We start from the raw sequence: 13,468 nt of genomic DNA on the forward strand, positions 1-13,468 counted from the left end.
TTCGGGTCTTCAAAAGCGATAGGTTACGGGCGGCCCAACAATTCGGCACCGCCACCCAGGGCCGGGCCTTCGGTCGGATCGGCTTCACCTTCTGACAGGTCACCGACCAGTGTTTCAGTGGTCAGAATCAGCGTTGCCACTGATGTCGCATTGACCAAGGCACTGGCAGTGACACGAACGGGATCGATTATTCCTGCTTCAAACATGTCTCGGAACTCGCCCTTTGACGCATCAAAACCGTGCCCTCTTGGACCGGCCGTAATGGATGCAATCACTGCATTCGGATCCGCGCCGGCGTTGCTGGCGATCCGTTCGACTGGACGGGTCAGAACCGAGCGAACCAATTCAACACCCTTGCTGACATCGCCGTCATTCGCCGAAACGATGCCTTCCAGGACCGAGCCAATCTGAGCAAGCGCCGTTCCACCACCTGCGACGACCCCATCTTCAGAGGCCGCGCGAACCGCACAGAGGGAGTCCTCGATCAACTGAATTTTGCGCTTTTGTTCAACAGGTGTGAAACCACCGGCATAGATTACAGCAGTTCCGCCGGATAGTTTGGACACACGCTCACGCAACTTGTCCTGCTCGATATTCGGCGGAGCGGCGTCATGCTGGCGCTGCACCTGCGCGCGTCGAGCGCGCACAGCAGCCGGGTCACCGTCACCCTTCAGAATGCTGGTCAGAGAGGATGTAACCCGCGCCTTTTGAGCACCACCTAGTTGTGCCAATGTGACGTTTTCGATCTTTTTGCCAAGGTCACGCGCAAGCACTTCACCGCCGGTCATGATCGCAAGATCATCCATCATCGCGGCGCGCCAGTGACCATACTCGGGTGGGTGCACAATCAGGTATTTGCCCGCACCGTTATTGTCCATCAACGAGATCACGACTTCTGGCGCAATTTCTTCAGCGATCACCAACAAAGGTCGTTTCTGTTCGTCGGCAATGCGTCTTGCATTATCCAGAATCTCAGGACGCAGGATTTTTTGATCCGTCATCAAAATCAGCGGATTCTCCAGGACCGCTTCCATGTTTTCACGGTCCGTCACCATATGATGTGAGATATAGCCTCGCTCGAAGGACATACCCTCAACCACCTCAAGCGTTGTATCGATCGTCACCCCGAAATCGGCAGTGATTACACCCTCTTTCCCTACACGTTTGAAAGCTTCGGCAACCAACGATCCCAGTTCAGGTTCTGTGGCGGACACTCGCGCGACGGATTCAAGATAGCTGGGGTTGTCGTCGCAGGACCGCGATGCCTCATCCAGCGCGTTGATGATTTTGTGTACAGCCAGCTCTATGCCTTTGCACAAATCCACGGGTTTGACACCCTCAGCGGTCAATTCGACGCCTCTCTGGATCAACGCATTGGCCAGAACTATTGCAGTGGTCGTACCGTCGCCCGCGACTTCATTGGTCTGCATCGACACTTCACGGACCACTTGTGCACCCATGTTTTCAAACCGGTCGGACAACTCAATTTCGGATGCGATGGATACACCGTCCCGGGTCACCAAAGGGGTGCCGACGGGCCGGTCAATCATCGCGTTCAGCCCCTTGGGACCAAGGGTCGGCTCCACTGCCGCGGCCAGTTTGGAAACACCCTTGGCGAGCGCCCGCCGTGCTGTTCCGTTGTGTATCAGTAGTTTTGCCATGACTTCTCCCTTCCATCGGCTTAGAACCGATGGCTTCTTATGTTGACGGTTACGCGTGAAACGTTTTTAGCTGCGGGCTTCAGAAACTCTTGGTGGCACCCGGTTCTGAATGAAATCGATCAATGTCGGTCCATCTTCACCAATTTCAACCTCCTTGTACCGTGTTGATTGAAGCCCCCGACAAAGCGCGCCGTTGAACTCCATGTTGATGCGAACACCCCTGAGCTTACCCAGGTAGTCGCGCAATCCAGCCGCTGTTAGACGGTCACCTTCCCAAGTGACAAAAGCCGGATCTTCTGCTGATTTTGCCAAGTTTTGGGACAGCAGCAATTCGCGGTAACGCGGTTTCTGCTTGGACTCCTCACCGCCAGAAAACTCGATGGCGTCAAATTCTGAAAGTGTCATGTTGACGATCTTGGGCCCCGAAAAACCTTTGGCTTCCAACCCAAGCAATACGGTTTCCTGACGGCGTATAAATGCCTTCTCCAGAAACTTCGCACGGATTGAATTGAGATCATCACCATTACAATATTCAGCGAACACTTCGGTGAAGTCTTTCTCACCGTTAACGCCGTCATTCACTCGATCTGCAAAACAGTGATCATTAAGGGTGACTCTCACCTGACGAACCCAACTCAGCTTGCTAAGCTCATGGCGAATATCAAACGCCATGAGAAAGGCAAAATTTGGAGAGCACCAATAGGTCGGGAGCCGAAATTCGACCTCTACAAGTTTTGAATCAATGTTCACGTCAACAAGTTCGACAAACCCCATATCGGTGATCGGTTCGTCCAACTCAGGGTCCGTGACCAGATCGAGACGTTGCCAAATCTCCAACTCCAGCTCATCTTTGTGCATCTCCAAAAACATCGGCTTACTCCGCCGCGATCTGCACTGGTGATGCGCTAAGCTCAGCCTTCTTAGCTTCGACATCGATATCGTAAAGTGCTGCTGCATTCAGACCCAGGATCTTTTCTTTGATCTCATCGGTCAGTTGAACCCCGCGTTCTTTGGCGATGTCTTCAGGGATCTGATACTCCCAGAATTGCTCAACAAGCCATTGAGGGGTCCAGATTGCATAGTCCGAGCCGAACAGGATCTTATCCTCGCCGATCCAGAACAGCAGTTCCGCCATCACTTCACCGAAATACCTGGGACGGGTGAAAATGAACGGCATGGCAACGGCAAGACCGCCGTAGACATTGGTTTCCTGCGTCGCAATCCAGCAGAAATCATCCAAGCGCGGCAATCCGCAATGCTCAATTATCCAGTTCAGATTCTGGAAATCGGTAGCGGCATAATCCACATCACGAACGTCAAACGCATCCATGCTGAGCGGAATGATGGTCGGACCTTTGTGAACATGGATATTCTTGATACCCAGCTTGTCGCACAGTTCAAAGCACTTGTAAGCGGCAGGGTCATTGAGGGCCCAACCTTTGCTTTCTCCGTTCCATTCAGCGGTGTACATTTTGACACCTTGGATATCGAAGTTTTCCTTCATGTAATGGATGTATTCCAGCGCTTTCTCACCGTCTCTCGGATCGAATGACCCGTTCACGATAAAGCGCTCAGGATGGCGCGAGGCCATTGAGCTGCTGCGCTCAATGCTAGAAAAACCATTCTTGTAGAAGTCGCGCAGATATGTCGACTGGATGATCGCCACATCATCAGGCCCATCGATGAACAGATCCCGATAGACATCGTCTTCCGAGTACTTTTCGAACCGTCCTTTTTCCCACAGCTGTTCCGGCGGGCTTAGGTTGGTGTGGTAAGCATAAAAGCAGTCAATGAACTGCTTACCGTGAATATTGCTCTGGTTTTCCGGGCTGCCGTCCCAAAAATGAGTGTGACCGTCGACCACGAATATTTCTTTGCCATCTTTGGTTTTAAACATCGATTCCTCCTCAGGTAGTCTGAATTTTCACGCCGTGAAGTTTGGGAATGCGAACCCGAGCAAAGCCGGGTTCGCACATCGATTTTGTCACTCGATATATTCGAAGACGTCGTCCATGTTTCCAAACAGGACGACGGTGTTGTCATCGACCCGGACCATCCGGCCATAATGAGTGGACGTGTTGACTTCGAAAGTTTCCGCAGTCATTTCGCGACCCAGAAATTCACTGATCTCATCCATTTTGAAGACCAGTTTGCCCTCGCCGTCGACACGGATGGTCGCAGGGTTGTGGGTTACTGTGACTTTGGGATCTTCGCCCATGAACTCGGCAATCGCCCGGGCTTCAACAGAGTCATTCATGGTCACACCGCACTGGTGCGAAATGGTCTGTTCAAACTTGATTTCGTTCATCGGCTTGAAGATGTTTTGTTTTGAAGCGTCGCGTGCTGTACTCGACATCGTAAATTCTCCTTTGGGTTAGCGGCTCAGGCCAAGTTCAGACAGGATTTGGCCAAGACGCTCTTGCGAGACGGCTTTGACATCTTCGAAAGCAACGGGCTTGGAATGCGGCTGTGACCAGACTGGCTGCAACGCCAGTACGGCTTTGTCAGCCAGATCAGCATGTTTCTTGATCCAAGTTTGGAACAATGCCTTGTTATGCGCACCATGCTCTTCATCGTTTGCCAGCAGGTACATTAGGTCGATTGTGTTCGCGAGGTTGCGCTCATAATCGGCCTCGGCGGCCGAGATAACTGGCGGCGTGATGAAGTCATTGTTCGCAGCGGCGGCCTGCATCAGGAAACCCGACCGGAAAAGCTCACCAACCAGCGGTTCAAAGATCAAATTGATCGCGAAATACTGCTCAAGGTAGTCTTCCGACCCCATGATGGTTTCGATCGCCTCGCGGCAGGGTTGCCACATTGGATCTTCCAGCCAGGCTTTCTTGCCCAGTTCATCGTTCCAACCTTCGATATCCATTCCGATCTCGGCCAGATACAACGTGATATCCTGGCACAACCGCATTTTGTAGGACGAGTTGGTCAGCGTGGCGTTGTTGATCATCTGAGTATAGCCATACCTCTGGGCTTGCATCAGAGATGTGCCAAGACCAAACTCTGCATGTTTCCAGGCACCCAAATGAGTTTGCAGGATACGCTCCCAAGCCTTGTCAAACGACTTGTGGGCCCCGGCCTTGCGCGCATTGTCGACGACCGATTTTACCATTGAACAGATTTTGGACTGGCGCTGATAATGCGTGCGCTCCCATTCCTGATCAGGGGCTCGGAAGGCGTGCCAGTTTGAACTCAGCGCAGCTGTATTGTCCTTTTGATAGGCACCGCCGCCTTTGCCGCCTTCGAACTCGATGATCCAGTTTTGGATCAGATAGCGTTCGGGATCTGGTTGCACGTCGACGGTTACGTCTTCGTAATGCGTGGCGCGTTTGCCGCGTGGTTCAAAATAGTTGTATTTGCGGCTGGTCGATCCGACGAACGTTGCAGCGCCTGCGGCACCGGATCCAACGGAACTTGATGTAGCTACCATGGTAGCCTCCCTTGTTGTGTTTCATTCACATGACTAGCGATCAACCCAGCATCAGTGGGTCGATGAACCGGAAGTCGGTGTGAATTTGTCGTAAAAAACGCGCTCGCCATCGAAGTCGTTCATGAACAGCACCGGCGTCAGTGCATCGATCATCGGAGGGGGGCCGCAGGCGTAAACATCGCCTTCTCCATCGACGTCCAATTCCTTTAGATATTCGTCCACGATCTCGTGAACGAAGCCCCTAGCACCCGTCCAGTTATCGTCATCATCTGCGTGGCTTAACACTGGGATGAATTTGACATTCGCATTGGCGCCAGTGATCTCTGCGATCTCGTCCAGCTTGAACAGATCCTCTTGCGTGCGAGCCCCGTAAAAGAAATAAATATCGCGATCTTCGCCACTGCTGAGTTGATCATGCAGTATTGACCAGACCGGCGACATGCCGGAACCCGCCCCGACCAGGATCACCGGTCCTTGTCGGCCTTCCCGTCGGAAACACATTCCGTACGGTCCGCTGATTTCGACGGTGGCGCCTTTTTTGATCCCCCCTGCGTCGAGCTCGTTTGAGAACCTCCCGTCTGGGTATTTTTTGATGATGAAGGAGAGTTTCTGGGCTTCGCTCGGCGAATTTGCCATGGAGAACGAGCGTGTAATCTTCTCCCCTTTTTCGGTGGTAACCGTGATGTCGACATATTGCCCCGCCCAAAATTTGAGCGGTGTATCAATTTCAATATCAACACCGCGAATGTCATGGGTCAGCTTTTGGAAATCGACAATTCGGCCATTGAATTCTTTGACCGGAATGGATTTCGATAAAACCTCCTCGTCATAGTTCAGGAGTTCAATTTCGACGTCGCTATACGCCACAGTTCTGCACATCAGAACGTGTCCACTTTCCTTCTCAAAGTCATTGAGTGCGAAGGTTGAATACTTGAGCATTTCGGTTTCGCCATCCAACTGGACACATTTGCAAGCCGAACACTGGCCTTCTTTGCATCCATGCGGCAGAGCTATGCCTTGGCGGAAAGCGGCATCGAGAATGGTTTCATCCTCTTCAACCTCTATTTCCAAGCCAACCGGCTCAAAACGAACCCTGTATATTTCACCCATTAGTCGAGTCTCCTGTGTCCCGAAATCACGCGCGGAATTCGGACCTTCCTGTATGCAAGGGCCAATCAAGGCCCTTGCAAAAGATTGCTTTAGTTGAAGGGTGTGATGGTGAAACCAGCACGGTACTCGGCCAGATGTGCTTCACGCTCACCGTCCGACATGCCACGCAGTGCATTAAGCGGCGAGCCAAGGGTGTGACCGCGAACATCGTCCAGCGTCCACATATCCTTGTTGTCAAAGCGCAGATGCGGCTGCGGCACCAGTGTCTTACCGTCTTCACGAACGAAGTTGAGGTCTTTGATGGCATCCGCCAGATCCCACCCGTCGTAAACGGTTTCCCACTCACGTTTGCCCGAGAACTTGCCCATCGCCGGCGTTGGCCGGCCCTGGTATTCGTCTGCGAACGCTTCAACAGCGGTCCAGCGATCAAGCTCATGTGCAAAGGTGTGCAGCTGACCGTCGATTTCGTCGACAACCATGTCTTCACGGATCAGGCACGGCACCAGGCACGACCAGCAGCGATGCGGATAAACATAGCCAACTTCTTCGTTGAAGGTGATGACTTTCTGGCCCGGAACGCTCAACTTGGCATACCATTTCCAGAAGTCGCCAAACTCGGCATACCAACCCGGATACTTGTGCTCAAACCACTCAAAATCTTTCTCGGTCTGAGCTTCAATCCGCCAGAAGTTCACCGGCCAACCGACTGCGAAGAACTGAGCAACTTTGTGCACATAGTTCTTCTCGGTGATCCGCTTCCAGGCTTCCTGCACATCGTCGTGATGTACTTTAACGCCGTATTTCTCGAGCGGCAGCATGTAGGTCCGGTAGTAGTCTTCAAAGATCCAGCGATGCCACATCTCCGCATAGGATTCCTTTTCCTTGTCGCGGTTGGTGGTGCCATATTCGATGAACGTACCGATCGCCGCATCAACGATGGCGTGGTTCTGCCAGAAGGAGTACCGCAGGTCGCGTTCCAAAAGCAGATGGTTCTCTGGCTCTTTCAGGGCCGCCATCAGAAGCGAGTGACCGTTACCGATGTGACGGCTTTCGTCAGACTGAACCGACAGGAACACAGTTGGCAAAGCATAATCGCCATTGCGGGCGGCCTCTGAAGGCATTGCCACAAAGAGAGTGTTCGTAAACGCGGTTTCAGCAACAACGGTCAGATACATGCATGCGGCGGTCATTGTGTCGCCGGTGATGAACCCTTCGCCGAATTGACGGCCAATGGTGGTGGCATAACACTTACCAAAGGCTTCTTCGGTGATGTCGAAACCAGCCGGATCGATGTAGTTTTCCATGTACCACTTTTTCAGGTTCATCTGAATTGTGGAGTGACGGAATTCATCAACCATCTGCATAGTGAAACCTGTGCGCAGGTCTTCACCCGGCGCCAGACGAGCCACCATGGCCATCGAACGCGCAGCCGAAATTTCCGGGAACGGAATGATCGCCAGGAACAGCTTCATCCATTCGATCCAGCGCGGTTCAACGTTGCGGAACATGTCACCACGCAGCGCAGCGTCTAGCGCACCGTATACCCGGTTGTCTTTCTCTTCTTCCATCGGGAAGTAAGAGCGCAGAACCTGCTTCATCGGGTCGCGCGGCGCTTTGGTGATCTTATAGTCTGTGGGGAAAGTATTCGCTTCCTGAACATAGGTTGGATTCCAACCCAGGTCCGAAATCTTCTTGGTGGCCTCCCCTACCGAGATTCCTCTCTGAGAGGTAATTTTATTTAGCGTAATCGCCATGCCATGAGACTCCTTTGTTGCTGACCAATTTCTCGGTCGGTTGGAGACAGCGCATGCTGCCGTTTCTTCGACCCGATCACTGAACAGAGCCAAGAGGCACGGTCAGTTGATCCAGTCGTTCGGATCACGGCAAAGGTTTCGGAATGTATGCTCGGCGCTGCGCGTCAGTTCCTGCCGAATTCATCGGCGGGCACTCACTTCTTTGGCCGAACCCTCCCTGGTCCTTCGTTCTTGATGGTCCCCGTTTGAACGGGAACGCGGCGTTATGCCTAATTACATGCAAGGGGCATGCCAGATTTTGGAATTGGGTGATATTTTGGCTTAGAAAATCAGAGTAATTTATATAACATATTGTTTTATATGGTTATTTAATCCCTAAAAATTCTACTTCGTTCACACATGCTGTGAAGAGATCGTGTTTTGACAGTTCCAGAATCCTGTCAAAACTGTCACGTTGCTTTACAAACTTTACGTTCACACCGCTGTTTACACTTAGCGTTACGATTAGGCCGCACGCACGGTAACAGGTATTTTTCTGCGCTTATTTTCCGACTTCAGAGGCTTCTTTGCTCGAATTGACGACACACTCTGAGCTGCGTTGAACCTATTCCGGGCGACGCGCCACTTTCAGAGTACATCTACAAGAGCGCAAATAGGTAAGCCCACTACCCGAGCACTTGGCAACCCAATGCGCAAAACCGATCGCGAATCACCACCTCGGTCACACAGGCATACCCAACGACAGCAGGACGTTGAATTTTCCCTTTGTAAAACAATGAAACTAATCCGCGTTACACTCTGTAAACATGTTTAACTAATCGCGCCAAGGTTGTGAAAAAAGATGCTTTTTCGAGGCATATTTTGCGCTGAACATTCTTTGTAGACCAGACAACTGATGATAATTTGAGCACTGCAAACATCGTACGTCTTCAGTCAGGTCAGCCGCAATCGGGCGAAGCGTTTAGAGGCAGCACAGTCGAGTAAGGACAGTGTTTAATCGTATCTTTTCGGGGGATCAAATGAGCGACCAAGGCACAATCAAAATCGCCCCAGGTCGCCGCGTGGCAGTGTCTCAAATGTCAGTTCGGTCGTTCGGTTTTCACAGCGTAGGGCATCTGGTCCCAAATCGCTTCGATATCGCTGCTCAAGAGCGCGTGGAGTTCCCGCAGTATTTGTTCACGAAGATCATCCGAAGTTTGTGCCAGCGCCTCTTGCGCGGATACGAGGTTTATCGGGCTTGGCTCGGAAGCCGCCTTTTCAGCCGCATGTGTCAGCAAGCTGTCCTTACCACACAAATCCAGACTGATTTTGTGCAGGCCCTGAAAGAACCGATCGGTTGCGTCTTTCTGTTTCACGAGAAGTCTCTCATCTGCTCCAAGCAACAGCTCGAATTTCTAAAGGAGGTTTGAATGGCCGGTCAATCCTCAGCAGTCTCGGATTTGTTTCTCAAGCGCATGGAACTAATCAACGGTTTGTCGCAAGCCAATGTAGAGCACCTGCGCATTTTACAACAAATCGCCGGCTACGACATCTTACTGATGAACGACCCGGACTGTGCGCAGACGCTCGATGCAATTGACAAATCTTCGAACGAATTGACCGCTTCACAGGAACATATCGACGCTTTGGAACGCGATGTTGCGAAGATCGATGAACAAATTGAAAACGCCCGCAATCTGGAGGACGGATAATGGTCGAAAATAGTGCCGCAGGACTTTCTCTGTTTGACCTTCTGGGCCGAGACTGGGCATTGGATGATGCAATAGATCAGGTTCTCTTCAATAAAGAAGACAGTTGTGCAGCCTTCAAACTGACATCTGGAAAATTGGCGTTGGCTGCCGTCGAAGATCTGGAAAGTCCAAAAATTCGAACCCGAATGGATTTGGAAACCGGTCGGACAACCATCCGTCCGCGCGAAAACCCGATAGCGCCTGTTAAGACCCCGGACATCTCTGTCCGTACTGACCTATCCATCGTTCGTTTTGGAGCGCAGGGCTTCGCGGCAATCTGTGACGACGGGGTTCTACGGCAGATCACGGCAGGGGGACAGGTTGTTGACAGGCTCAAGCTGCAAGATCGGAACGTAACAGGTGCCGCAGGCACTAATAATGGCGATCAAATCGCCATTGCGGCAGACACGCTGATTGATGTCATCTCAACATCAGAATTGACGTCCGTAGTCACACTCACAACAAGTCATCCTGTTGTTTGCCTGTCATATTCCGACGATGGCAGCGCTCTTGCTAGCTGGGGTGATGGCAAACTGACGCTGTTTGATCTGGGCGCCCCCGATACGGCCCCTGTCACATATGACATAGCAAGCGAGATTACGGAAATCAAATGGCGTCATACAGCAAACCATCTGTGTTGTGCCTCAGCTGACAACAGCTTTTATCTTATCGACCGCAGTGCGGGATCGGTCCAGCAGGTCGAAGGATACCCTGCACCGGTCCGCAATGTCGCGTTCAGCAAATCGGCCAATGCGCTCGTGACATCAGGTGCGTTCCGTCTTGTTGGCTGGGACGCAAATGACCTGCCGCAGAATGACGAGGCAGGCACACCAATCGCTACTGGCAAACCCGGCTTTGTCGTACTGAACGCGATTGCCGCACATCCCAAGCGGGACGTTGTCGCAACTGGATATGCCAGTGGTCTGGTGACTTTAGCCAGCGTCGGAACTCCACAAGACATGATGTTGCATCAAGAACGCGGAACCGAAGTGACCAGCCTGGCCTGGTCAAAGACCGGAGAGCATCTGGCAATCGGTTTTGCATCTGGAAAGGCTGCACTGGCGACCTTCCCTTCTCAGATGTTCAAATAAACCACTCCACCCAAGCCATCAGGAGATAGAAAATGTCCAAGACCTTGTCCCCGGAAGAGCAAAGTAAAGATAAATACTTCGCTCAACTATCGAAAATTTCAGAAGCGATGATCGAAGAACATGGCAAAGACTTTGCCATGGGCGCTTTGGTAATGGCGGCGCAATGGATCGCTAAGAACCAGTTGGGCCCGCAAGAAGATATCGTGCACTAGAACTAACTGTGCAGAACTGCCAACACGCCAGCCGCGTCAACCGCAAGCATCCGCCTCATCTGATCAACGGTTACTTCGGAAATCAGCGGCGTCATGCGCCCGATGCCGTCATGTGCATCTGGCCCCTCAGCATTGCGAACCGCAGCCAGATCCTGCCCGAAATCACCGTTTAGAACATGAGAATACGCACACATCTCTTGCAAGCGCAGAGTGACGAAATAGAGGCAATCCCCGGTTTCGTCGAACTGGCCTGCGTATGGTTTGGATCCACGTTTTCCGGAACCAGAGAAAGAGGTATGAACAGCAGTGCCCAGGATGGCCTTAACCTGTTGGCGCCAAGCGGCATACGTCCCATCCTGATCAAATTCCAGGCCTGCGCGGTAAAGTCGTTCGCTTACTGCTTTGAACGCGCGACCGCCTGCAATATGACGCCGCCAAAAGTCTTGAGCTTCCTCGATGGTCGTGCACTCGACAAATCGTTTGGCCAGCTTCGGTCTGGATACAAACGCCAGCGCCATATCCACATCTTCAGAAATAGATCGTGCAATCTGCATAGACGGCGTCGGCAAATCATGTTGGAAAAGCAACCGGATCGCGTCCAACTGTTCGATCATTCGAAACGTCAATGCGCGAAGCGCCTCCCACTGATCCGTTGTAAGCCCACTGTCCGGCAAATTGACTGCCTCAACCGACGCAGAGTGCAGAGACGCAACCCAGATGGCAGCCTGATCAAACATAAAGAACGTATCGACTGCATGGCTGTCGGTACCAATGTCCCAATCTTCAAGAAAGCTAAAGCCGCGAAATCGGACAATCGTCTTTCGCCAAACGTCATCCAGGTCGAGACCTTTTGCCGACCACATTTGCCGGGTCCGCGCAAGAAGTTGAGGGGAAACACCGGGATAGCTGCGTTCAAAAGAGCCTGGGAAAACATGAGACGTGTCAGATTGCATGTCGAAATTGTCTCTCATTGGGTTGCGTCAGTCTATCAACGATCTCTGACGCGACAAACCATCAATGCAAAGCATCCGCGCCAAACGATACGTAATTTCGACCGATCTTTGGCATTTGAGGTCTGAGGGGTAATCCAATGGTTATGAGTTTCCGACATTCGCAACGTCAGACCGGGCTTTTGAACCACTCGATGGCGCAAACGATCAAGTTGATGCGGATGCATAAGTTCGAACTACTGAACCATTTGGCGCAAGTCACAGAAGAAAACCCGTTTCTCGAAGCTGGTTCTGAGGATCTTGGAGAGCAATCAGGCGGGTTAGTTGCACCTATGACTGACATGTCCGACACTGTTGCCGACACCAAGACCAGCCTTTACCAAAATATAGCTGAACAACTGCCGCTGATTTTCGACAAAAAAAGCGATATCAGCATTGCTTTGGCATTCCTGGCCGAGATCGAACCCAGCGGATGGCTTGGGGCTTCGGTGGATGACGTCGCAGCTGCCTATGGCTTTTGCCCCAAAACCTGCGCCGAAGTCCTGTCAAAGCTGCAAACAGTCGAACCGGCTGGACTGTTTGCCCGCGACCTCAAGGAATGCCTGCGCCTACAGGCGAGTGACCGCGGAATTCTAAACGGAGCTATGTCGAAACTGATCGACAATCTCGACGCACTGATGGATTGCGATCTGCCAAGTTTGGCACGAAAACTCGGGGTGGATCTGGCAGAAATTGCACGATGTCTGGATGACATACGCAAAATGAATCCAAAACCAGGAGCTAACTTCGAAAGTGATGAAACTCTGGCACGGGAAAGTGACGCCACAGTAGAGATCGTTGGTTCCGACCTGTTGATAGCGTTGAATTCGTCAAGCTTTCCGACTGTTCGATTATCGCAGGCGCTGAACTCGAGCGAGTCTGCCAAAGCCGCACTGCAAAATCACCACGTTTCAATGATACGACAAGCCAAGTCATTGCGTTCAGCATTGGAGGTCAGAAACGCAACTGCGATGGCAGTAATTACAGCGATATGTATGCGTCAACGCAGGTTTCTTGCACGCGGATTCTATTCGTTGCGCCCAATGCGCATGAGTGATGTTGCCGAAGACACTGGCTTCAGCGAAGCGACGATAAGTCGGGTCGTGTCAGGTCTGACGATTCAATGTCCATTGGGTAATATTTTGGCCAAATCGCTTTTTTGTGCACCGATTGCCCAGGGTGCCCTGTCCGAGACCAAACATGTGGCGTTGCATCAAATCAGGCGTTTAATTGCGTCCGAAGACAAATTCGCTCCTCTCAGTGATGGAGACATCGCAGTTCATGTGAATAAATCTGGTTTCGCTCTGTCTAGGCGAACAATTACCAAGTACCGGCAATCACTTGGACTTAGCGCACCCAGCGTCAGACGAAAAAACGCCGAAATAGAAATGCTGTCGATAGCCGCAAGAAAGGGAAGAACCTTAGGTCAGCGGGGTTTTGGCGAGAAACAGAACTTGGGAACCTGAATGTCCCAAGGTAGCC

The 13,468-nt window shown here is 51.9% G+C and carries 13 protein-coding genes; 4 read left to right on the forward strand and 9 right to left on the reverse strand.

Annotated features, from left to right (window positions below; all coding sequences use genetic code 11):
• Window positions 1–23: 23 nt before the first annotated feature.
• From AC2FLE_RS11570 to AC2FLE_RS11605, 8 genes are all read right to left on the reverse strand, one after another.
• Complete coding sequence (locus AC2FLE_RS11570) at window positions 24–1,661, reverse strand: molecular chaperone GroEL (RefSeq protein WP_496697154.1); 1,638 nt, start codon at window positions 1,659–1,661, stop codon at window positions 24–26.
• 66 nt (window positions 1,662–1,727) lie between these two features.
• Window positions 1,728–2,531, reverse strand: a complete 804-nt coding sequence (locus AC2FLE_RS11575; RefSeq protein WP_496697156.1) for an iron-sulfur cluster assembly protein — start codon at window positions 2,529–2,531, stop codon at window positions 1,728–1,730.
• Between the two features lie 4 nt (window positions 2,532–2,535).
• On the reverse strand, window positions 2,536–3,558 hold the full coding sequence (locus tag AC2FLE_RS11580) for an amidohydrolase family protein (protein ID WP_496697158.1): 1,023 nt from the start codon (window positions 3,556–3,558) through the stop codon (window positions 2,536–2,538).
• Between the two features lie 87 nt (window positions 3,559–3,645).
• Window positions 3,646–4,017, reverse strand: coding sequence for an MmoB/DmpM family protein (locus tag AC2FLE_RS11585; protein ID WP_496697160.1), 372 nt, complete (start codon window positions 4,015–4,017; stop codon window positions 3,646–3,648).
• Between the two features lie 18 nt (window positions 4,018–4,035).
• On the reverse strand, window positions 4,036–5,100 hold the full coding sequence (locus AC2FLE_RS11590) for an aromatic/alkene monooxygenase hydroxylase subunit beta (RefSeq protein ID WP_496697161.1): 1,065 nt from the start codon (window positions 5,098–5,100) through the stop codon (window positions 4,036–4,038).
• Window positions 5,101–5,151: 51 nt separating this feature from the next.
• Window positions 5,152–6,210: an NADH:ubiquinone reductase (Na(+)-transporting) subunit F gene (locus AC2FLE_RS11595; protein ID WP_496697163.1), complete on the reverse strand. Its 1,059-nt coding sequence runs from the start codon at window positions 6,208–6,210 to the stop codon at window positions 5,152–5,154.
• Window positions 6,211–6,299: 89 nt separating this feature from the next.
• Complete coding sequence (locus AC2FLE_RS11600; protein ID WP_496697165.1) at window positions 6,300–7,964, reverse strand: aromatic/alkene/methane monooxygenase hydroxylase/oxygenase subunit alpha; 1,665 nt, start codon at window positions 7,962–7,964, stop codon at window positions 6,300–6,302.
• A gap of 1,079 nt (window positions 7,965–9,043) precedes the next feature.
• Window positions 9,044–9,319, reverse strand: coding sequence for a hypothetical protein (locus tag AC2FLE_RS11605; RefSeq protein WP_496697167.1), 276 nt, complete (start codon window positions 9,317–9,319; stop codon window positions 9,044–9,046).
• Window positions 9,320–9,373: 54 nt separating this feature from the next.
• On the opposite strand from AC2FLE_RS11605, the gene AC2FLE_RS11610 reads away from it, so the two are divergent.
• The 3 genes from AC2FLE_RS11610 to AC2FLE_RS11620 are packed head-to-tail and all read left to right on the forward strand — an operon-like array spanning window position 9,374 to window position 10,997.
• Complete coding sequence (locus tag AC2FLE_RS11610; RefSeq protein WP_496697169.1) at window positions 9,374–9,655, forward strand: hypothetical protein; 282 nt, start codon at window positions 9,374–9,376, stop codon at window positions 9,653–9,655.
• A complete protein-coding gene (locus AC2FLE_RS11615; protein ID WP_496697171.1) occupies window positions 9,655–10,785 on the forward strand; it encodes a WD40 repeat domain-containing protein in 1,131 nt (376 codons plus the stop codon). Before AC2FLE_RS11610 ends, AC2FLE_RS11615 begins: the two co-directional genes overlap by 1 nt.
• A gap of 32 nt (window positions 10,786–10,817) precedes the next feature.
• Window positions 10,818–10,997 (forward strand): hypothetical protein, encoded by a 180-nt coding sequence (locus AC2FLE_RS11620; RefSeq protein WP_496697173.1) that lies wholly within the window; start codon window positions 10,818–10,820, stop codon window positions 10,995–10,997.
• A gap of 2 nt (window positions 10,998–10,999) precedes the next feature.
• Here AC2FLE_RS11620 and AC2FLE_RS11625 read toward each other — a convergent pair whose 3' ends face one another.
• On the reverse strand, window positions 11,000–11,968 hold the full coding sequence (locus AC2FLE_RS11625; protein WP_496697175.1) for a hypothetical protein: 969 nt from the start codon (window positions 11,966–11,968) through the stop codon (window positions 11,000–11,002).
• Window positions 11,969–12,087: 119 nt separating this feature from the next.
• Between AC2FLE_RS11625 and rpoN the strand changes: the two genes are divergently transcribed.
• Entirely contained in the window at window positions 12,088–13,452 is a 1,365-nt protein-coding gene (gene rpoN, locus AC2FLE_RS11630) for an RNA polymerase factor sigma-54 (protein WP_496697177.1), read from the forward strand.
• Window positions 13,453–13,468 lie beyond the last annotated feature (16 nt).

Source organism: Ruegeria sp. CDSA077 (genome assembly GCF_059612265.1).

Coding starts and splice junctions, on each gene's coding strand:
- AC2FLE_RS11600 (WP_496697165.1), bottom strand. CDS start 7,964: ATGGCGATTACGCTAAATAAAATTACCTCTCAGAGAGGAATCTCGGTA.
- AC2FLE_RS11615 (WP_496697171.1), top strand. CDS start 9,655: ATGGTCGAAAATAGTGCCGCAGGACTTTCTCTGTTTGACCTTCTGGGC.
- AC2FLE_RS11580 (WP_496697158.1), bottom strand. CDS start 3,558: ATGTTTAAAACCAAAGATGGCAAAGAAATATTCGTGGTCGACGGTCAC.
- rpoN (WP_496697177.1), top strand. CDS start 12,088: ATGGTTATGAGTTTCCGACATTCGCAACGTCAGACCGGGCTTTTGAAC.
- AC2FLE_RS11595 (WP_496697163.1), bottom strand. CDS start 6,210: ATGGGTGAAATATACAGGGTTCGTTTTGAGCCGGTTGGCTTGGAAATA.
- AC2FLE_RS11570 (WP_496697154.1), bottom strand. CDS start 1,661: ATGGCAAAACTACTGATACACAACGGAACAGCACGGCGGGCGCTCGCC.
- AC2FLE_RS11620 (WP_496697173.1), top strand. CDS start 10,818: ATGTCCAAGACCTTGTCCCCGGAAGAGCAAAGTAAAGATAAATACTTC.
- AC2FLE_RS11625 (WP_496697175.1), bottom strand. CDS start 11,968: ATGAGAGACAATTTCGACATGCAATCTGACACGTCTCATGTTTTCCCA.
- AC2FLE_RS11610 (WP_496697169.1), top strand. CDS start 9,374: ATGGCCGGTCAATCCTCAGCAGTCTCGGATTTGTTTCTCAAGCGCATG.
- AC2FLE_RS11585 (WP_496697160.1), bottom strand. CDS start 4,017: ATGTCGAGTACAGCACGCGACGCTTCAAAACAAAACATCTTCAAGCCG.
- AC2FLE_RS11575 (WP_496697156.1), bottom strand. CDS start 2,531: ATGTTTTTGGAGATGCACAAAGATGAGCTGGAGTTGGAGATTTGGCAA.
- AC2FLE_RS11590 (WP_496697161.1), bottom strand. CDS start 5,100: ATGGTAGCTACATCAAGTTCCGTTGGATCCGGTGCCGCAGGCGCTGCA.